The 19,254-nt window shown below is 74.4% G+C and carries 13 protein-coding genes and 1 pseudogene; 11 read left to right on the forward strand and 3 right to left on the reverse strand.

Annotated elements, in window-relative coordinates; all coding sequences use genetic code 11:
* Nucleotides 1-240 precede the first annotated feature (240 nt).
* A complete protein-coding gene (locus O1G21_RS23130) occupies nucleotides 241-2,181 on the forward strand; it encodes a serine/threonine-protein kinase (RefSeq protein WP_270146504.1) in 1,941 nt (646 codons plus the stop codon).
* Nucleotides 2,182-2,184: 3 nt separating this feature from the next.
* On the opposite strand, the gene O1G21_RS23135 is transcribed toward O1G21_RS23130, so the two are convergent.
* The gene (locus O1G21_RS23135; RefSeq protein WP_270146505.1) at nucleotides 2,185-2,712 is read right to left on the reverse strand and encodes an SHOCT domain-containing protein; all 528 of its coding nucleotides are present in this window, start codon (nucleotides 2,710-2,712) and stop codon (nucleotides 2,185-2,187) included.
* A 56-nt stretch (nucleotides 2,713-2,768) separates the two neighbouring features.
* On the opposite strand from O1G21_RS23135, the gene O1G21_RS23140 reads away from it, so the two are divergent.
* The 8 genes and pseudogenes from O1G21_RS23140 to O1G21_RS23175 all read left to right on the forward strand — a co-directional run bounded on the left by O1G21_RS23140 (nucleotide 2,769) and on the right by O1G21_RS23175 (nucleotide 15,243).
* Nucleotides 2,769-3,872, forward strand: coding sequence for a protein kinase domain-containing protein (locus tag O1G21_RS23140; RefSeq protein ID WP_270146506.1), 1,104 nt, complete (start codon nucleotides 2,769-2,771; stop codon nucleotides 3,870-3,872).
* 162 nt (nucleotides 3,873-4,034) lie between these two features.
* Nucleotides 4,035-5,816: a serine/threonine-protein kinase gene (locus O1G21_RS23145; protein WP_270146507.1), complete on the forward strand. Its 1,782-nt coding sequence runs from the start codon at nucleotides 4,035-4,037 to the stop codon at nucleotides 5,814-5,816.
* 102 nt (nucleotides 5,817-5,918) lie between these two features.
* The gene (locus O1G21_RS23150) at nucleotides 5,919-7,562 is read left to right on the forward strand and encodes a succinic semialdehyde dehydrogenase (protein ID WP_270146508.1); all 1,644 of its coding nucleotides are present in this window, start codon (nucleotides 5,919-5,921) and stop codon (nucleotides 7,560-7,562) included.
* Between the two features lie 53 nt (nucleotides 7,563-7,615).
* Complete coding sequence (locus tag O1G21_RS23155; RefSeq protein ID WP_270146509.1) at nucleotides 7,616-9,421, forward strand: GMC oxidoreductase; 1,806 nt, start codon at nucleotides 7,616-7,618, stop codon at nucleotides 9,419-9,421.
* Nucleotides 9,422-9,540: 119 nt separating this feature from the next.
* Nucleotides 9,541-11,412 (forward strand): hypothetical protein, encoded by a 1,872-nt coding sequence (locus O1G21_RS23160; RefSeq protein ID WP_270146510.1) that lies wholly within the window; start codon nucleotides 9,541-9,543, stop codon nucleotides 11,410-11,412.
* A 1,011-nt stretch (nucleotides 11,413-12,423) separates the two neighbouring features.
* Nucleotides 12,424-13,992, forward strand: coding sequence for a glutamine-hydrolyzing GMP synthase (gene guaA / locus O1G21_RS23165; RefSeq protein WP_405000697.1), 1,569 nt, complete (start codon nucleotides 12,424-12,426; stop codon nucleotides 13,990-13,992).
* Between the two features lie 186 nt (nucleotides 13,993-14,178).
* Nucleotides 14,179-14,706: pseudogene (locus O1G21_RS23170) on the forward strand (DoxX family membrane protein); the annotation flags it as partial.
* 252 nt (nucleotides 14,707-14,958) lie between these two features.
* The gene (locus O1G21_RS23175) at nucleotides 14,959-15,243 is read left to right on the forward strand and encodes a QcrA and Rieske domain-containing protein (protein WP_270151194.1); all 285 of its coding nucleotides are present in this window, start codon (nucleotides 14,959-14,961) and stop codon (nucleotides 15,241-15,243) included.
* Nucleotides 15,244-15,259: 16 nt separating this feature from the next.
* Here the strand turns inward: O1G21_RS23175 and O1G21_RS23180 are convergent, their stop codons facing one another.
* A complete protein-coding gene (locus tag O1G21_RS23180) occupies nucleotides 15,260-15,469 on the reverse strand; it encodes a hypothetical protein (RefSeq protein WP_270146512.1) in 210 nt (69 codons plus the stop codon).
* Nucleotides 15,466-16,917, reverse strand: coding sequence for a PspC domain-containing protein (locus tag O1G21_RS23185; protein WP_270146513.1), 1,452 nt, complete (start codon nucleotides 16,915-16,917; stop codon nucleotides 15,466-15,468). The genes O1G21_RS23180 and O1G21_RS23185 overlap by 4 nt, the downstream gene beginning before the upstream one ends.
* Nucleotides 16,918-17,182: 265 nt before the next feature.
* Here O1G21_RS23185 and O1G21_RS23190 point away from each other — a divergent pair, with 265 nt between their 5' ends.
* Both O1G21_RS23190 and O1G21_RS23195 read left to right on the forward strand, forming a co-directional pair.
* The gene (locus O1G21_RS23190) at nucleotides 17,183-18,529 is read left to right on the forward strand and encodes an ATP-binding protein (protein ID WP_270151196.1); all 1,347 of its coding nucleotides are present in this window, start codon (nucleotides 17,183-17,185) and stop codon (nucleotides 18,527-18,529) included.
* The gene (locus O1G21_RS23195) at nucleotides 18,522-19,199 is read left to right on the forward strand and encodes a LuxR C-terminal-related transcriptional regulator (RefSeq protein ID WP_270146514.1); all 678 of its coding nucleotides are present in this window, start codon (nucleotides 18,522-18,524) and stop codon (nucleotides 19,197-19,199) included. The genes O1G21_RS23190 and O1G21_RS23195 overlap by 8 nt, the downstream gene beginning before the upstream one ends.
* Nucleotides 19,200-19,254: the final 55 nt, after the last annotated feature.

A 19,254-nucleotide genomic window follows, 5' to 3' on the forward strand; every position in this document is an offset into this window, starting at 1 on the left:
CCCCGGAAAGACGATGAGCTGCCGAACGGTAGCAGTGCTTCGAACAGATCTTGGCGAGTTTTCGATCACAGATCGGGCACGGAGCGCCTTTCCCGTTCCGGTTCGTCGCGGCTTGGGTCGGGGGGTGGGTGGTCGAGGGCCCTCGGGACAGGGGATGATGGAGGCTTGGGCGTTCGGGCCCGGGGCCGGGCCGATGCGCCGTCACCTCGACCGCCAGCAGCACATGGGGGAACGTTCCGAATGACCCAGGCGCAGGGTTCCACCGGCCGCCTCCTGGCCGGCCGCTACCGGCTGAACGGCGTGCTCGGACGCGGTGGCATGGGTACCGTCTGGCGCGCCGAGGACGAGATGCTGGGCCGGACCGTCGCGGTCAAGGAACTGCGGATGAACGCCAGCGTCGAGGAGGAGGAGAAGCACCGGCTGATCGTCCGGACGCTGCGCGAGGCGAAGGCCACCGCGCGGATCCGGCACAACTCGGCGGTGACCGTCTTCGACGTGGTCGACGAGGACGACCGGCCGTGGATCGTCATGGAGCTGGTCGAGTCCCGCTCGCTGGCCGACGTCGTCCGGGAGGACGGGCCGCTGGCGCCCGCCCGGGCGGCGGAGATCGCGCTGGACGTGCTCGGCGTGCTGAGCGCGGCGCACGCGCTGGGCATCCTGCACCGGGACGTCAAGCCGTCCAACGTGCTGATCGGCGAGGACGGCCGGGTCGTGCTCACCGACTTCGGGATCGCCAGTGTGGAGGGCGACGCCTCGATCACCTCGACCGGGATGCTGGTCGGCGCGCCCTCGTACATATCCCCGGAGCGGGCGCGCGGGCAGAAGCCCGGGCCGCCTGCCGACCTCTGGTCGCTGGGCGGCACGCTGTACGCGATGGTCGAGGGGCGGCCGCCGTACGACCGCGGTTCGGCGCTGGCCACCCTGACCGCGGTGATGACCGAGGAACTGGCCACGCCGGCGAACGCCGGGCCGCTGCTGCCGGTGATCGAGGGGCTGCTGGAGAAGGACCCGGCGAAGCGGCTGGACGCCTCGCAGACCCGGTCGATGCTCAAGCGGGTGGTCGCGGAGGCGACCGCGAAGGCCGAGTCGACGACCGAGCACGCGATGCCGGTCGGGCAGTCGGCCGTCGTCGGGGACTCGGCGGGGAAGAAGACCGAGGGCGAGGACCAGAAGGCCGGGGAAGCGGCCAAGGCGGAGGAGACGCCCAAGCGGACCGTGGGCGGGCTGCTGGGGACGGTCCGGGTGGGCAGCCGGGCCCGGGACGAGGAGCCCGTCGCGAAGGCCGACGCCGAGCTCGCCCAGGCGCCTGCGCCGGCGCCGGCGGCCGAGCCGATCCGGCCGGTGACCAGCGAGTGGACGATGGGCGCGACCCAGGCGGCCGGGGCCGATCCGCGCAAGGGCCGGCGGCGGCTGGCGGTGGTCACCGTGGTGCTGGTGCTGCTGCTGATCGCCGGGATCGTCGCGGTGGTCCAGGCCGTGGGCGGCGGGGACGGCGGCGCGAAGGGGGCGAGCACCCACAGCGCGGGCGCCACCTCGCCGGTCGCGGCGACCACCGGGGCCACGCCGAGCCAGAGCCCGGCGGCGCCGTCCAGCGAGCCCGCTCCCGCCGGGACGGCCACCGAGCCGACCGCCACGGCGGATTCCTCCTCCTCCGCCGCGGCACCGCCCGCGCCCGCCACCACGGCGGCCCAGCCGCCGGCCACCGACCCGGCCCCGGCCCAGACCGCGGGCGGCCCGGTCCCGGCCGGCTACCACGCGTACCAGGACCCGAGCGGCTTCTCCGTCGTCCTGCCGGACTGGCTGCAGCCGGCCGGGTCTGACTCCAACCGGCGGATCTTCAAGAACCCCGCCGACGGCAGCCAGCTGCGGATCGAGTGGACCACCTCGCCCGGCGCCAGCGCCCTCGCCGACTGGCAGGAATCCGAGCCCAACGTCCGCGGTCAGGTGACCAACTACCGGCGGCTGAACCTGGCGGCGATCAACTACCGGCAGTGGACCAACGCGGCGGACTGGGAGTGGACCAACGGCACGCCCCGGATGCACTCGCTCAACCGCGGCTTCGTGACCGGAAACCCGGCCAAGTACGGCTACTCGATCTACTGGATCGTCCCGGACGCGCAGTGGGCCGCGCAGGCCCCGGTCCGGGACGTCGTCTTCAACACCTTCCAGCCGGCGCCGTAGGGGTCAGCCGATCAGGCGTTGCTTGGCGCGGCTGAACTCCTCCTCGGTGAGCGCGCCGGAGGTCCGCAGGGCGGCCAAGCGCTCGAGCTGGTCGAGGAGTTGCTCGCCGGGGGCGGCGTCGGAGGGGGCCGGGGCCTGCGGCCGGGCGGTGCGGGCGATCCGGGCGGCCGCGCGGAGCTGCTCGGCGAAGACCTCGGCCTTGACCACCTCCTCGAAGCGGTGGGAGCCGGTCAGCGCGACGACCGTCAGCACCTCGCCGTTGAACTTGGTCCGGGTCACGGTGGTGTCGGTGACGGCCGCGAGCGGAACCGGTACCGGCGGCTTCCCGTCCTTCAGGAAGAGCAGCCGGTGGGTGGTGAGCACCAGCACGCCCTTGCGGAAGTGGTCGGGGTGGCGCCCGGCCGTGGAGGCGACCGGCTCCTCGCCGTCGATCACGGCCGCTTCGACCGTGCGGACGGCCTCGGCCTGGTTGGCTCGGTTGCTGTTGCCCGCCACCTTGAAGGCGGTGTCGATCAGATCGGTCCAGTCCATGGATCGAGCGTAAAGGAGCCGCTCAGTAGGCTGTTCGGTGAGCGAGAGGAACTGGCATGCGAGGCGGCCCCGGCCAGTTGTTGGCGGGTCGGTACCGGTTGACGGACCGTCCCGAACTGCTGCGCGCCTTCGCGGTGGACGAGCGCACCGGTGAATCGGTGCTGCTGAGCGCCGTGGAGCTGCCCGCGCTGCTGACCGGCGGTCAGGACCCGGACGAGCCGAATCCCGCGCACGGGGAGCGGCTGGTGCGGCGGGTGGCGGCGGTCGGCTCGACCGCGCCGTCCTGGCACCCGCGGTTGCTGCGCGGGGTCGGCGCCTTCGTCGACGGCGAGCTGCTGTGGACGGTGGAGGAGCGCCCGGCGGGCCGGACGCTGGCCGAGCTGCTCACCGCCGGGCCGCTCCCGCCGTACCGGGCGGCCGAGTTGGCGGCGGACCTGGCCGGCGCGCTGCGGGCGCTGCACGAGGCCGGGCTCTCCCACGGCAACATGACCGCCGAATCGGTGCTGGTCTGCGAGGACGGCGCGGCGATGCTCGGCGGGCTGCTCGCCGGGGTGGCGCAGGAGGCGCTGGCGGAGGACCTCGGCGGGCCGGGCGGGCGCCGCCGGTACGACGTCCGGGCCACTCTGGTCGGTCCGGTGGCCGAGCGCTGGCCGCTGGACGGCGGCCCGGCGGGGGACTGCTGGGCGCTCGGAGTTCTGATGCAGCGGATGGTCACCGGCCGCCCGCCGTTCCCGGAGGTCGGCGTGCCGGAGCTGGTGACGGCGGTCCGGGACGGGCGGCGTGAACCCTCGGCGGTCTGCGGGCCGTTGGCACCCTTGGCCGAGCGGTTGCTGCAGCCGGACCCGACGCTGCGGCCGACCGCGCAGGCGGTGCGGGGCGAGCTGGCGGCGCTGCTGGCGGGCGCCCCGGAGCCGGCCGACGAGGAGCGGGCGGCGCGGGAGGTGGAGCTGAAGCCGGAGGCGCCGCTGGTGCCGTTGCGGCCGCGTCGGCGCGGGCGGGGCGGCCGGTCGGAGCGGGTCGCGCCGGAGTCCGTGGCGGTGCGGGCCGGCGGCGGGAGGACTTCGCGGATGTCCCCGGCCCTGCTCGGGCCGCTGCTGGTGGGGGGCGTGTTCCTGCTGCTGGTGCTGGGCATGGTTGCCGTGGTGCTGTTCGCGGGCTGACGGTCCGGTCGCCCACCGGTCCGCAGGTCCGGGGGGCGGGCGAGATTACCGGGCGCGGCGAGGTGCGCCTAGGGTGTGCGTGAGATCTGTTCGAACAGTGGTCTGCAGCGGGCTTTCCGCCGCGGTGACGGCAGGTGGAATCGAGAGGGGGAGCGGTCGCCGATGGGCGTGCAGGACCGGCCGGAGGCGGCCGAGGCGGAGCGGTTGCTGGCCGGGCGGTACGAGCTCGGCGAGCGGCTCGGCCGGGGCGGGATGGGCACGGTCTGGCGGGCCTGGGACCGGATGCTGGACCGCGAGGTCGCGGTCAAGGAGCTGACCGTCAACCACCTGCCGGAGGAGGACCTGCAGATCCTGCACACCCGGATGAAGCGCGAGGCCAGCGCCGCCGCCCGGATCAAGCACCCCGGTGTGATCACCGTGCACGACGTGCTGGAGCAGGACGGCCGGCCGTGGATCGTGATGGAGCTGGTCGACGGCCGCTCGCTGGCCGACGTGATCAGCCAGGACGGCACCCTGCCGCCGCGCGCCGCCGCCGAGGTCGGCAGCCAGGTGCTCGCCGCGCTGCACCGCGGCCACCAGCTCGGCGTGCTGCACCGGGACGTCAAGCCGGCCAACGTGCTGCTGGAGCGCGGCACCGGGCGGGTGGTGCTGCTGGACTTCGGCATCGCGAAGTACGAGGGCTCGACCGAGCTGACCCGGCCGGGCGACCTGGTCGGCTCGCCGGACTACCTGGCGCCCGAGCGCGCCCAGGGCGAGCGGCCCGGGCCGGCCTCCGACCTGTGGGGGCTCGGGGCGACGCTGTACGCGGCGGTCGAGGGCCAGTCGCCGTTCCGCCGGGACTCGCCGATCACCACGCTGGCCGCGGTGGTCGACGAGCCGCTGCCGGAGTCGCGCCGGGCCGGGCCGCTCGGGCCGGTGCTGGCCGCGCTGATGGCCAAGGACCCGGCCGACCGGCCGAGCGCGGACGAGGCGGCGCGGATGCTGGCCGAGGTGCAGGCCGGGCACACCATGGGGCTGACGACGGTGGGGCCGTCGGCCGCGCCGGTGCGGGTGCCCACCCAGTCGGTGCCGCTGGTGGACCGTAGCGGGGGGCCGGAAGGGGCCGCGGAGCCGGTGTCCAAGGGCTCGGAGGACCCGACCGATCCGCGTCCGGCTACTGCCGTGACCGCCGTTGCGGGCACGGTTCCGCCCGCCGTTCAGCACCCCGCCGGGGGCGTGCCCGCCGCTGCGCAGGCGCACACCGCCGTCGGAGCGCCGGTCGCGTACTCCGCTGCGCCCGCCCGTGGTCCGGCCGGACGCCGCAACCGGATGAAGCTCGTCGCCATCGTGCTGGCGGTCGGCGTGCTGGCGGCAGGGGCGACCTTCTTCGTCACCCGGCACCTGGCCGGCTCCCCGGCCGCCGACCCCACCCCGACCGCGCAGCCGGACACGACCGAGCCCACCGACGAGCTGGCGACCGGCACCCCGACCCCGGGGGCGCCCGCGCCCGCCGGCTACCGCTGGGTCGACGACCCGGCCGGTTTCCGCTTCCCGCTGCCGACCGGGAACCCGGCCTGGCAGCGCATCCTCGGGACCGACAACAACCAGATCTTCTACAGCCCCGACAACAAGGTGCACTACCTGCAGTTCGCGGTCACCGTCGGCCAGTCGGTCAAGCCGCTGGACCACATGCGGGAGATGGAGGTCAGCGTCTCCAAGTCGCTCAAGGACTACAAGCAGCACCGGATGGCGAGCACCGCGGTGAACGGTCACGAGGCGGCAGTCTGGGAGTTCAGCTACGCGGCCAAGGAGGGCGGTCGCCGGCGCGCGATCGAGACCGAGTTCATCGACGAGGACGGCACCGCCTACGCGATCTACTCGTCCAGTCCCGACAAGGGCAATGACTGGACGGAGGCCTTCCAGCGCTTCACCACGGTGCTCAACGGCTTCACGCCGACCCGCTGACGCAGTGCCGTAAGGGCGGAGCGCCCCGCTTTCGCCCGACTGCGGCAGATTCTTGTTACCGACGGGTACCGCACCGGCCGCCGAAGGCCTAGGCTGCGCCGTATGTCGGACCTCACAGCAGATGCAGTGGCCACCGAACACCCCGGCGCCTCCCCCGTGGGCGGCAACCCGGCCGCTCCCGGCGGCGGGCGGACCGTCGCGGCCGCCGTCCCCCGGTCCCTGGTCGACCGGCTGGCCACCGGGGTCACCGCCACCGCGGAGCCCAGTGTGGTGGAGACCGTCGCCCCGCTGACCGGTGAGCGGCTGGCCGGTCTGCCGCAGTCCACCCCGGCCGACGTCGAGGTCGCCTTCCAGTTGGCCCGCCGCGCCCAGACCGCCTGGGCCGCGCTGCCGGTGCGCCGCCGCGCCGCCGTGCTGCTGCGCTTCCACGACCTGCTGCTCAAGCGGCAGGACGAGGCGCTGGACCTGGTCCAGGCCGAGACCGGCAAGGCCCGGCTGCACGCCTTCGAGGAGGTCCTGGCCGTCGCCACGGCCGCCCGGCACTACGGGCGCGCCGCGCAGGGCTACCTGAAGGACCGCCGCCGCGGCGGTGCGCTGCCGGTGCTCACCCACACCGTGGAGGCCCGCCGCCCCAAGGGCGTGATCGGCCACATCTCGCCGTGGAACTACCCGCTGGAGCTGTGCGTCGGGGACCTGCTGCCCGCCTTCGTGGCCGGCAACGCGGTGGTCAACAAGCCCGACACCCAGACCGCGCTGACCGGGCTGTGGGCCCGGGAACTGCTGATCGAGGCCGGGCTGCCGGCCGACCTGTGGCAGGTGGTGATCGGCGACGGCCCGGTGATCGGCCCCGCCGTGGTGGAGCACGCCGACTACGTCTCCTTCACCGGCTCCACCCGCACCGGCCGCGAGGTCGCCCAGCGCGCCGCCGCCCGGCTGGTCGGCGCCTCGCTCGAACTCGGCGGCAAGAACGCCATGCTGGTGCTCGCCGACGCCGACCTGGACGCCGCCGCCGCGGGCGCCGTACGGGCCTGCTTCTCCTCGGCCGGGCAGCTGTGCATCTCGATCGAGCGGCTGCTGGTGCACCGCTCGGTGGCCGACCGGTTCCTGGAGCGCTTCGTCGCCCGCACCCGGGCGCTGCGGCTGGGCGGCGGCCTGGCGTACGGCGCCGACATGGGCTCGCTGGTCTCCGCCCGGCAGCTGGAGACCACCACCCGGCACGTGGAGGAGGCGGTCAAGGCCGGCGCCACCGTGCTGACCGGCGGGCGGGCCCGGCCCGACCTCGGCCCGTACTTCTACGAGCCGACCGTCCTGGACGGGGTGACCCCGGAGATGGCGGTCTGCGGCGAGGAGACCTTCGGCCCGGTCGTCTCGGTCTACCGCTTCGACACCGAGGAGGAGGCGGTGGCCGCCGCCAACTCCACGCCGTACGGCCTGAACTCCAGCGTCTGGACCAGGGACCTGCGCCGCGGCCGGGCGGTCGCGGCCCGGCTGCGCACCGGGACGGTCAACGTCAACGAGGCCTACGCGGCCGCGTACGGCTCGGTCGCCGCGCCGATGGGCGGCATGGGCGACTCGGGGCTGGGCCGGCGGCACGGCGCCGAGGGCATCCTGCGCTTCACCGAGGCGCAGACCATCGCCACCCAGCGGATGATGCCGATCGCGCCCTCGTTCGGGCTGGACGACAAGCAGTTCGCCGCGGTGCTGACCGGCGGGCTGCGGGCGCTCAGGGCGCTGCGCTTCAAGTAGCGACAACTCGCTTCCCCCCAAGCAGGTTCGACCCCTCGAAGGAGCAGTGGCAGATGGTGGAGTCCGGCGGTTCGGCGGAGTTCGACTACGACGTGGTCGTGGTCGGCTCCGGCTTCGGCGGTTCGGTCGCGGCGCTGCGGCTGACCGAGAAGGGCTACCGGGTCGCCGTCCTGGAGGCCGGGCGGCGCTTCGACCGGGACGAACTGCCGCGCAACTCCTGGGACCTGCCGAACTACCTGTGGGCGCCGCGGCTCGGGCTGTACGGCATCCAGCGGATCCACCTGCTGGCGAACGTGCTGATCCTGGCCGGCGCCGGGGTCGGCGGCGGCTCGCTGAACTACGCCAACACCCTGTACGTGCCGCCGAAGGCGTTCTTCGAGGACCGACAGTGGCGCCACATCACCGACTGGCAGGAGGAGTTGGCGCCGTTCTACGACCAGGCGCAGCGGATGCTCGGGGTCCGGCTGAACCCGACCGTCACCCCGTCCGACGTCCACCTGAAGGCGGCGGCCGAGAAGATGGGCGTCGGGGACACCTTCCACATGGCGCCGGTCGGGGTCTTCTTCGGGGACGGCAAGGACACCGACGGCACCGCCGAGGCGGCGCCCGGCGAGGAGGTCGCCGACCCGTACTTCGGCGGCGCCGGCCCGGCCCGCAAGGCCTGCGTGGAGTGCGGCGAGTGCATGACCGGCTGCCGGCACGGCGCCAAGAACATGCTCACCGAGAACTACCTGTACCTGGCGGAGCGGGGCGGCGCGGAGATCCACCCGCTGACCACGGTGGTCCGGATCCGCGAGCTCGGCGAAGCCGACGGGAACCGTGGCTACGCGGTGGACGTGCGCCGCACCGACTCCCGGTCGCGGACCGACCGGGTCAAGGCGGGCGCCCGGACCATCACCGCCGCCCGGGTGGTGGTCGCGGCCGGCACCTACGGCACCCAGTCGCTGCTGCACCGGATGCGCGACGCCGGCCACCTGCCCCGGATCTCCGACCGGCTGGGCGAGCTGACCCGCACCAACTCCGAGGCGCTGGTGGGCGCGCAGACCACCGACCGGCGCTACGGCACCAAGGCGGACTTCACCAAGGGCGTCGCGATCACCTCCTCGATCCACCCGGACGCGAACACCCACATCGAGCCGGTCCGCTACGGCAAGGGCTCCAACGCGATGGGCGCGCTGTCGATCGCCCAGGTCAAGGGCGGCGGGAAGGTCCCGCGCTGGCTGCGCTACCTGGGCAACTCGGCGCTCCACCCGGTGACCTTCGCCCGCTCGATGAACCAGCGCGGCTGGTCCGAGAAGACGATCATCGGCCTGGTGATGCAGTCGCTGGACAACTCGATCACCGTCTCGCTCAAGAAGGGCCCGCTCGGCAAGCCCCGGCTCACCTCCAGCCAGGGCCACGGCACCCCCAACCCGACCTGGATCCCGGCCGCCGAGCAGGGCGCCCAGGCGCTGGCCGACGAGATCAACGGCTTCCCGGGCAGCACCGTCGGCGAGATCTTCGACATCCCGATGACCGCGCACTTCCTCGGCGGCTGCCCGATCGGCGACGCCCCCGAGACCGGCGTGGTCGACCCGTACCACCGGCTGTACGGGCACCCCGGGATCAGCGTGGTGGACGGCGCGGCCGTCTCCGCCAACCTGGGCGTCAACCCCTCGCTCACCATCACCGCGCAGGCCGAGCGCGCGCTGTCGATGTGGCCCAACAAGGGCGAGGCGGACCGGCGCCCGGCCCAGGGCGAGGCCTACCGCCGGGTCGACCCGGTCGCGCCGGTGCGCCCGGCCGTGCCGGAGGGCGCCTTCGGTGCGCTGCGACTGCCGCTGCTGCCCGTCCCGGAGGTCCCGAAGAAGCACGGCTGAACCGGGCCGGGTGGGCCAACCAGCTCGGTCCGTTTCCTGGTTGACAGCTGTTCGGGTCCGATGGGATAAACGGGCTCCCTGGGGGACCAGGAACTCGTCGAGCGGGGGGAATGCGGTCCATGGCCAACTGCGCATCGTGCGGCGCGACTTCGGTGGAGGGGGCGCCCGTCTGCGGCTCGTGCGGACGGCCGACGGCACCCCCGCCCCCGACGGCCGTCGCGCTGCCCGCCGTACCGCAGTCCGCCCCCGGCTACGGACCGCCGCCCACCGGGTCCCCGGGGGCCTACCCGCCGCCCGGCCCGGGCGCCGGGTACCCGCCGGTCGGCGGCCCGCCCACGGTGGGCAGCTGGGGCGCGGGGCAGCCGTACGACCCGCAGGCCGCCCAGTCGCCGGTGGTGCGCTGGCTGACCGGCACGAACTGGCGCCCGGCGCTGCGGGCCGCCGTCGGGCCGACGGTGGTGCTGCTGCTGGCGGCGCTGGCAGCGGCGATCCCGGGCGACTACACCTACGACCAGGCCTTCCGGACGCCCGACTTCGGCGACCGCCTCCTCTCCACCCTGGCGATGGCGCTGAACGCGCTGGGCGCGCCGTTCCGGATCGGCTTCGACAACCCGATCACCAGGAGCCGCTCGGAGACCCTGGAGGTCACCCTCTGGGTCGTGCCGATGACCGTCACCGTCCTGTGGTGCCTGGCGCTCTGGCTCGGCCTGCGGGCCGGGCTGCGCCGGCGCAAGGCCGACGGCTCCCAGCTGACCCGCGGCCAGGCGGCCGGCGAGGCGCTGCGCACGGCGGTGGTGCTCGGACTGGTGACCGTGGTGCTCGGACTGGTCGCCGGCAGCAGCTGGAACCCGGGGAACGCCTACGGCGACTCCGACTACTACGGCTCGGGCTCGGGACTCGGGAAGTCGTCCTTCAGCACGGACTCCGGCTGGCTGTGGGCGGTGGGCTGGGCCCTCGTGGTGGGCGGGCTGCTGGCCTTCGCCGTCTACGGCACCGACGCGCTGCGCTGGGCCGCCTGGCGCAGCCGGGCGGTGCGCGGCTGGGCGGTGGCCGCGCTGACGGCGGGCCAGGCGCTCGCACTGACCCTCGGTCTGGCCTCGGTGACGGCCTTCGTGCTGGTCGCGGCCACCAGCGACGACGGCGGGCAGACGGCGCTCTCGCTGGCCTTCCTGCCGAACCTCGGCCTGCTGCTGCTGGGCCTGGGCTCGGGCGCGACCCTCCAGGCGAACAGCACCGCGAGCCCCGTCCCGGGCTGGAGCGAGGACCACGACAGCCACCGGGAGTTCTCCTTCTTCGACCTGCACGGCGAGACGGCCGACTGGCGCTGGACCGGCCTGTTGGCGCTCGCCGCGGCGTTCCTGCTCGGCTGGACGGCCTACCGGCGGCAGCTGGACGCGGCCGACCGGCTCCGGCTGGCGACCGTGTACGCCGCGCTGCTCATCGCGCTGTCGGCGGCGTCCGGTGGGCTGTTCAGCACCTCGATGTCCGTCCAGTCGCCGACCTCCGGGAGCTTCGGCGGCGTGAACGACTCGGCCATGACCGCGGACGGCTCGGTGAGCCTGGTGTTCCTCAGCGTGCTGGTGGCCAGTGTGGTCTGGGCACTGGTCGGTGCGCTGCTGGTGCCAGCGCTGCTGGCGTCGCTGGGCGGGCGGGGTGGGCCGGCGCCGTACGGGGCGGTGCCGCCCGGCGCGGCGCCGTACGGGCCGTACGGGGCGGTGCCGCCGCAGGTGCCGTACCCGGCCCCGCCGGTTCCCGGGCAGGGCGCCCCGGTGTACGGGGTGCCGCCGCAGGGGCCTGTGCCGCCCGGCCTGCCTCCGCAGGTGCCGCCGTACCCGGCCGGGCCGACGGACGCGCAGGTGGTCGAGGTGGGCGAGGTGCTCGGCTCGCACGACGCGCCGCCCGCCCCTGCCGCCGGGACGCCGCTGCCGGCGGACGCGCCGCGGCCGCCGGAGGAGCCGGTCGACCCGACGGTCTGGCGCGACCACCCGTAGCGCGCGAAAAGGGCGGGAAAAGGGCAAAGGGCCCCGCGGGGGAACGGGGCCCTTTGTCGCTCAGCACTCGGCGTCAGGGCTGCGCCGGTGCTGGAGGTGACGGCGCCGGGGGAGGAGCGCCGTCCTGTCGGTTGGCTCGTGGTCGTGCCCCTTCGGTGCCGACGTGGGTGGCCGGCGGAGCGGGGCACGCGCCCGTGCGGCGGCGGGTCGGCGGGCAGGTCTGCGCCGGTTCTCCGCTCACGGAGCGTGAAGTGAAAACCGCTGTCGCCTTCCTGCGCGGCGACGGCGGAGACATCCGTCCGGGCCTCCGCGGTAGGCCTGCCAGCCGCCGGGAGAACCGTTCACACGGAGCATCGTGCTGGACGGAGGGCTTGCTCTGCAACCGGTTCGGCGAGGTTGGAGCCAGCCTGCCGGCCGATGACAGCGCGTCGAATGATCACGTTGAGTAGTGGTCCAGGGGCTACGGCGCACGGGGACGCGCGTAGCGGCGCGGGACGGAGGGGGAATGCGCCGGGGCGCGCCCCGGACCGGACGATCGGTGTGACGGCCGACCCCCGGGCGTCCCCGGGAGCCGGCCGTCCCACCTCTCGGCCCAGTCGCGGCCGGGGTCGCTGTCCCCTGCTGGCCGGCCGCGGCACCCGCGCACGGTCCCACGGCGCCGCCGCCCCGGCGGGCCGGGGCGGCGGCGCCACGCGCGCCGGTGGACTGGGGTGAAGCTCCACGCGTGGTCCTGCAGTCCGTACGGCGGTGCCCCCGGTAGGGGGCGGCGGCGGCGCGTCTGGCGGACGCGGCGCGGCCGTCCGGTCGTCAGAAGCAACGAAGGGCGGGCGCTCCCGGTCACGGTTCCTTGGACGTGCAGACGAGTGAAACCGGACAGCCCGGTAGAATCGGTGTCCAGACACCCCACACCCGTCCGCCGCCGCAGCCCCTGCCCGGGGAGGCGGTTCCGCGCGACACCTCGATACCGCTGCCGGAAGGCCGTCTGTGTCCTCTGCAATTCCCGTCCAGTCCGTGCCGGACAACGACACCGTCCTGGTGGTCGACTTCGGTGCCCAGTACGCCCAGCTCATCGCCCGTCGGGTGCGTGAGGCGCGGGTCTACAGCGAGATCGTGCCGAGCAGCATGCCGGTCGCCGAGATGCTCGCCAAGAACCCGAAGGCGATCATCCTCTCCGGCGGTCCGTCGTCGGTCTACGAAGAGGGCGCGCCGCAGCTCGACCGCGCGATCTTCGAGGCCGGTGTCCCGGTCTTCGGCATGTGCTACGGCTTCCAGCTGATGGCCAAGACCCTGGGCGGCACCGTCGACAACACCGGCGCCCGCGAGTACGGCCGCACCCCGCTGACCGTCTCCCGCACCGGTTCCACCCTGTTCGAGGGCGTCCCCGCGCAGCACTCGGTGTGGATGTCGCACGGCGACGCCTGCTCCGCCGCCCCGGAGGGCTTCACCGTCACCGCCTCCACCGACGTGGTCCCGGTCGCGGCCTTCGAGAACGACGAGGCCCGGCTGTACGGCGTCCAGTACCACCCCGAGGTGCTGCACTCCGACCACGGCCAGCAGATCCTGGAGCACTTCCTCTACCGCGGCGCCGGCATCGCCCCGACCTGGACCACCGGCAGCGTGGTCGAGGAGCAGATCGCCCTGATCCGCGAGCAGGTCGGCAACAAGCGCGCGATCTGCGGCCTGTCCGGCGGCGTGGACTCCGCGGTCGCCGCCGCCCTGGTCAACAAGGCCATCGGCGACCGGCTGACCTGCGTCTACGTCGACCACGGCCTGATGCGCAAGGGCGAGACCGAGCAGGTCGAGAAGGACTTCGTGGCCGCCACCGGCGTCCAGCTGAAGGTCGTCGACGCCTCCGAGCGCTTCCTGAACGCGCTGAAGGGGGTCACCGACCCCGAGGAGAAGCGCAAGATCATCGGCCGTGAGTTCATCCGGGTCTTCGAGCAGGCCCAGGCCGAGATCGTCGCCGAGGCCGGCGCGCACGGCGAGTCGGTCGACTTCCTGGTGCAGGGCACCCTGTACCCGGACGTGGTGGAGTCCGGCGGCGGCACCGGCACCGCCAACATCAAGTCCCACCACAACGTCGGCGGCCTGCCCGAGGACCTGCAGTTCCAGCTGGTCGAGCCGCTGCGCAAGCTGTTCAAGGACGAGGTCCGGATGGTCGGCCAGGAGCTGGGCCTGCCGGAGGAGATCGTCCAGCGCCAGCCGTTCCCGGGCCCGGGCCTGGGCATCCGGATCGTCGGCGAGGTCACCAAGGAACGCCTGGACCTGCTCCGCGACGCCGACGCGATCGCCCGCGAGGAGCTGACCGCGGCCGGTCTGGACCGCGAGATCTGGCAGTGCCCGGTCGTGCTGCTCGCCGACGTGCGCAGCGTGGGCGTGCAGGGCGACGGCCGCACCTACGGTCACCCGATCGTGCTGCGTCCGGTCTCGTCCGAGGACGCCATGACCGCCGACTGGTCGCGCCTGCCGTACGACGTGCTGGCCCGGATCTCCACCCGGATCACCAACGAGGTCCGCGACGTGAACCGCGTCGTCGTCGACGTCACCAGCAAGCCGCCGGGCACCATCGAGTGGGAGTAGCACTCCCGCGCCGCTGAGCCGGAGCCGAACGGCCGCGCCGTCGTTCCCGTACGCGGGAGCGGCGGCGCGGCCGTTCGTTCCCCCGGGCGGGCCCGGGTGGGAGGTCCCACCGAAAGCGGGCGGGAGCGGGCAGAATGCGGACCGGACCTGTCAGGGAGTGGCAGGCCGCGAGGGAAGGTGTGCGGGATGTCGGAGGTCAGCAGCTCCGAGGCGGTCGACGGGGGAGCGGCCGACCGGGCCGCCCGGGCGGAGCGGCGGCGGGCGTTCGCGTCCCGGTACGCGCTGCTGCCGCTGCGGTTGTTCCTGGGCGTCACCTTCGTCTACGCCGCCCTGGACAAGCTCTCCGACGCGCACTTCCTGGCCGGGGCGGGCGACCCGGCCTCCTTCCTCTCGCAGACCCAGGCCGCCGAGGCCGGCGGCAGCCCGATCGCCTTCCTGCTCGGCCCCGCACTGCACACGCCCATCCTGTCCGCGCTGGCCATCGCCTTCGGTGAGCTGGCGGTCGGCCTCGGCACCCTGCTCGGCCTGTGGGGCCGGGTCGCGGCGCTCGGCGGCGCGCTGATCAACCTGAGCCTGTGGCTGACCGTCAGCTGGAACGTCTCGCCGTACTACCTCGGCAACGACCTCGGCTACCTGATGGCCTGGACGCCGCTGCTGCTGGCCGGTACGCCGTACCTGTCGGTGGACGGCTACCTGGCCGGCCGGGCCGGGCGGGACCGCGAGCGGGGGCTGACGGAGGAGCACGTCAAGCGCCGGGCGCTGGTGGACGGCGGGATCGCGGCGGTCGCGATCGGCGGCGCCGGACTGCTGACCGGCTCGCTGACCCGCACCTTCGGCCGGGGCAGGCAGGCCGCGCCCAAGCAGTCCGCGTCCGCGGCTCCCGGCGCCCCGACCACCGGCGCCCCGACCACCGGCGCCACGGCGCCCGCCCCCACGGTGGCCGCCCCCACGGTGGCCGCGGCGAGCGTGCCGGTCGGCGGCTCGGCCCAGGTCAAGGACCCGGTCACCGGGGACGCCGTCTACATCGTGCAGCCCAAGGCCGGCCAGTACTGCGCCTTCTCCGCGGTGTGCACCCACTCCGGCTGCGCCGTGGACGCGCCGAAGAACGGCCAGCTGTCCTGCCCCTGCCACGGCTCCCGGTTCGACGCCGCGACCGGCGCGGTGGTCAACGGGCCGGCCGTCAAGCCGCTGCCCAGGTACGGCGTCAGCAAGGACGGCGACAAGCTGACCCTGGGCCCGCTGCAGAGCTGAGCTCTTCGTACGAGGGCTACTCCTCCCGGTCCGGCCTGCCCCGCCGGGCCACCGCGGCGACCGCGCCGGCCAGGCCGCCCACGCCGAGCACGATGAAGGTGACCGGGACGACGATCCGTCCGTTCACCGACCGGTCGTTGAGCGCCGCCACCAGGTAGAGCACGGCGATCACGGTGAACAGGCCGCCCGCGATCAGCGAGAACAGGTCGAGCCGGTGCTTCCTCACTGCTGGACCACCTTGATGTCGCCGAGGCCGAGGCCGAGTTGGAGATCGAGCGTGCCCTTGGACGGCCGGCCGTCCACCGGGTTGAGCTGGTAGACGTGCCGTCCGGTGCCGTCGTTGCGGTCGCCGGGGACGGTGACGTTGCCCAGGCCGACCCGGGTCACCAGGTTCACCGTGACGTCCGGCGGCAGGGTGACCACCAGCTCGCCGGCGCCCAGGTCGACCTTGGTGCTGAGGGTGGTCCCGGCGGGGTCGAGCCCGGACAGGTCCAGCCGGATGTCGCCGGCACCGAGGTTGTAGCGGTCCTTCAGGTCGGCGGCCGAGCCGACCGTCCAGGAGCGGTCGCCGACGGCGTCCTGCACGGTGTGCGGCGCGTGGCCGGTGAAGGCCAGCGCCAGGGTGGTCAGCAGGCCCAGCGCCGCGAGCTTGCGTGCCTTGCCGAACTTCGCGGCCAGCAGCAGGGTCAGCCCGATCACCAGCAGCCCGGTCGCCAGCATCACGGTGCTCAGCTTGGTGACGTCGGTGTGGCCGGCCGAGGCGGACCAGACCGCGGTGGCCGCGCCGATCGCCAGCAGGAAGCCGAAGAAGCCGAGCGGCGAGCGCTCCCTCGGGTGCCGGACGGCGGCCGGCTCCCGGCGGCGCTCCGGGCGCTCCTTGCGCAGCGGGTCGCCCTCCGGCAGGTCGGTGCGCTGCCACCAGGCCTGGGTCGGGCCGCCGGGCGGCGGCACCTTGGTGCCTCCCCCAGCCTCCGGCCGGGGGGACCCCCATGCGGGCGTGGGGCCGGCCGGGTCGGCGGCACCGTACGGGTTGCGCTCGGGGTGGCGGGGGTCCCACAGGTAGCCGCTCGGGCCGGGGGCGGGGGAGTCGGCGGGGACGGTCCCGGCGGCGCGGTCGGCGGCGTGCCGGGCCCGGGCGGCCTCGTCCTGCGGCCAGCCGTGGCCCTCGGACGCGGGGAAGTGCCGGTCGTACGGGCCGCCGTGGCGGCGCCCGCGGCCCCGGCCGCGGCGGCGCTCCGGGTCGTAGCGCACCGCCAGGAAGACCAGGCCGCCGAGCAGCAGCAGCGGGAACAGCTGGTCGCCGTCGCCCATCGAGGAGAAGAACACCCCGGTGCCGATCACGGTCAGCAGCACCGCGCCGACCGACTGGCCGTCGACCCGGCCGGTCAGCACCCGCTGGAGCTCGGTGCGCCCGCCGCGGCCCTTGCCGTCCGCGCCGTCCTCGGTCGGGACGATCAGCCAGGCCAGGCCGTACAGGAAGAGCCCGAGGCCGCCGGAGAGGCAGAGCACCACGGTGACCACCCGGAACACCACCGGGTCGATGTCCAGGTGCCGCCCGAGGCCGCCGCAGACGCCGGCCACCACGCGGTGGTGCTCCGTCCTGGTCAGCGGCGGGCGTTCCGGTGCCGGCGGGGCGGCGGGCCCGGCCTCCTGGATGCGGTGGTCCTCGGTCATGGGCACCATCCTTGCGGCAGCGGGCGGGCGGGCCCAACCGGGTACGGCCCTGCCCGTACCCTGACTCGTCCCTGATAAAGGTGTGGGGGACACACCCTGATGCGCCCGCAGGCGCCCGCGTGGAACCATCGGTGGCGTGGCAGCACCCGGTACCGATCCCCGCCCCCTCGCCCCCGACGCCGCGGCGTCGGCGGGCGCCGACCCGAACGTGCCCGACGGCGGGCGCCCGCCCTACCGCCGGCTCTACCGCAGCCCGCAGGGGCGGATGCTGGGCGGCGTGGCGCACGGCCTCGCGGTGCACCTCGGGCTGCCGGTCCGCTGGGTGCGGCTGGCCTTCGTGCTGCTGTTCTTCGCGCAGGGGATCGGCGCGCTGCTGTACGCGGCGTTCTGGTTCGTGGTGCCGATCGGCATCGGCGAACCCTCCCAGCGCGGCGGCACCCACTGGGTGAACGTCAACGGCGTCTACGTCCCGACCTCGCCCTGGCTGCGGCCGGGCACGCCGCTGACCAAGCCCCGCGGCGGCTGGATCGGCCGACTGCGCGTCCTGCTCCAGCACGCCCTCCAGGGCGAGCCGGTAATGGCGGCGCCCGCCGTCGGGGACGACGCCGAGGCCGGGAAACGGCCCGCCGCCAAGACCGGGCAGGGCGGCATCGGGCAGCTCGCCGCCCTGGTCATGGTCGTGATCGGCCTGATCGCCCTGCTGAACGTGCTCGGCTGGCAGACCGCCAAGCCGTACACCTGGCCGCTGCTCGCGATCGGCGTCGGCGTCGCGCTGGTCTGGCGGCAGGCCGACGACTCGCGCTGGCAGCGCTGGTTCGGCATCGAGGAGGGCGAGCGGCGGCGCGGCGCGTACACCCGGGTCGGCGCCGGCGTGCTGCTCGCGGTGGCCGGCACCATCGCGCTGCTCGCGATGCAGGGCAGCGGCTCCACCCTCGGCTCGGTGATCGAGGCCTCGATCGCGGTGCTGGCCGGCGTGCTGGTGCTGCTCGGCCCGTACGGCCTGCGGCTGTGGCAGGACCTCGGCGCCGAGCGCACCGCCCGCATCCGCGCCCAGGAGCGCGCCGAGATCGCCGCGCACATCCACGACTCGGTGCTGCACACCCTGACCCTGATCCAGCGTCGGGCCGAGGACCCCAAGGAGGTGCTGCGCCTCGCCCGCTCCCAGGAGCGCGAGCTGCGGCTGTGGCTGTACCGCCCGGAGGCCGCCGCCGAGTCCGCGCCGGACACCATGGCGGAGACCCTGCGGGCCGCCGTCGCCGAGGTCGAGGACCGGCACGGCGTCCCGGTCGAGCTGGTGATCGTCGGCGACTGCCCGATGGACGAGGGGATCGCGGCACAGATGCAGGCCGCGAGGGAGGCGACCGTCAACGCGGCCAAGTACGGTGGCGGGGGACCGGTCCAGGTCTACGCCGAGGTGGAGGGGAGGACGGTGTCGGTGTTCGTCCGCGACCACGGCCCCGGCTTCGACCCCGACACGGTGCCCGAGGACCGGATGGGCGTACGGGAGTCGATCATCGGCCGGATGAAGCGCCACGGCGGCACCGCTCGGGTGCGGCCGGCGGCGGGCGGCGGCACCGAGGTCGAGCTGGAGATGGAGAGAACGAATGACTGAGGCAGCGCCGGAGCGCACGGCCAGGGTCGTCCTGGTGGACGACCACCGGATGTTCCGGACGGGGGTCCGGGCCGAGATCGGCCGCACCGAGGTGACCGGCATCGACGTGGTGGGCGAGGCCGACGACGTGGACTCGGCGGTCCGCGTGGTCGCCGAGACCAGGCCGGACGTGGTGCTGCTCGACGTCCACCTGCCCGGGGGCGGCGGCGTCGAGGTGCTGCGCCGCTCGGTCGGCGTGATGGGCGAGCAGGGAGGGGTGAAGTTCCTGGCGCTGTCCGTCTCGGACGCCGCCGAGGACGTGATCGGCGTCATCCGCGGCGGCGCCCGCGGCTACGTCACCAAGACCATCACCGGCACCGACCTGGTCGACGCGATCTTCCGGATCGCCGACGGCGACGCCGTCTTCTCGCCCCGGCTGGCCGGCTTCGTGCTGGACGCCTTCGCCGCCACCGACACCCCGCCGGTGGACGAGGACCTGGACCGCCTCACCCAGCGCGAGCGCGAGGTGCTGCGGCTGATCGCCCGCGGCTACGCCTACAAGGAGATCGCCAAACAGCTCTTCATCTCGGTGAAGACCGTCGAGAGCCACGTCTCCGCCGTCCTGCGCAAGCTCCAGCTCAGCAACCGCCACGAACTCACCCGCTGGGCCACCGCCCGCCGCCTGGTCTGAGGCCGCGCCCTCGAACCCGTCCGGTCGGATCCGTCCGGCCGGACGGGCTTGTCCG

The sequence above is a fragment of the Kitasatospora cathayae genome (assembly GCF_027627435.1).
Classification (GTDB): domain Bacteria; phylum Actinomycetota; class Actinomycetes; order Streptomycetales; family Streptomycetaceae; genus Kitasatospora; species Kitasatospora cathayae.

Bases quoted from the DNA above. Each gene is read 5' to 3' on its own strand.
- O1G21_RS23150 (WP_270146508.1), top strand. From the start codon at position 5,919: ATGTCGGACCTCACAGCAGATGCAGTGGCCACCGAACACCCCGGCGCC.
- O1G21_RS23130 (WP_270146504.1), top strand. From the start codon at position 241: ATGACCCAGGCGCAGGGTTCCACCGGCCGCCTCCTGGCCGGCCGCTAC.
- O1G21_RS23135 (WP_270146505.1), bottom strand. From the start codon at position 2,712: ATGGACTGGACCGATCTGATCGACACCGCCTTCAAGGTGGCGGGCAAC.
- O1G21_RS23195 (WP_270146514.1), top strand. From the start codon at position 18,522: ATGACTGAGGCAGCGCCGGAGCGCACGGCCAGGGTCGTCCTGGTGGAC.
- O1G21_RS23190 (WP_270151196.1), top strand. From the start codon at position 17,183: ATGCTGGGCGGCGTGGCGCACGGCCTCGCGGTGCACCTCGGGCTGCCG.
- O1G21_RS23145 (WP_270146507.1), top strand. From the start codon at position 4,035: ATGGGCGTGCAGGACCGGCCGGAGGCGGCCGAGGCGGAGCGGTTGCTG.
- O1G21_RS23185 (WP_270146513.1), bottom strand. From the start codon at position 16,917: ATGACCGAGGACCACCGCATCCAGGAGGCCGGGCCCGCCGCCCCGCCG.
- O1G21_RS23155 (WP_270146509.1), top strand. From the start codon at position 7,616: ATGGTGGAGTCCGGCGGTTCGGCGGAGTTCGACTACGACGTGGTCGTG.
- O1G21_RS23160 (WP_270146510.1), top strand. From the start codon at position 9,541: ATGGCCAACTGCGCATCGTGCGGCGCGACTTCGGTGGAGGGGGCGCCC.
- O1G21_RS23140 (WP_270146506.1), top strand. From the start codon at position 2,769: ATGCGAGGCGGCCCCGGCCAGTTGTTGGCGGGTCGGTACCGGTTGACG.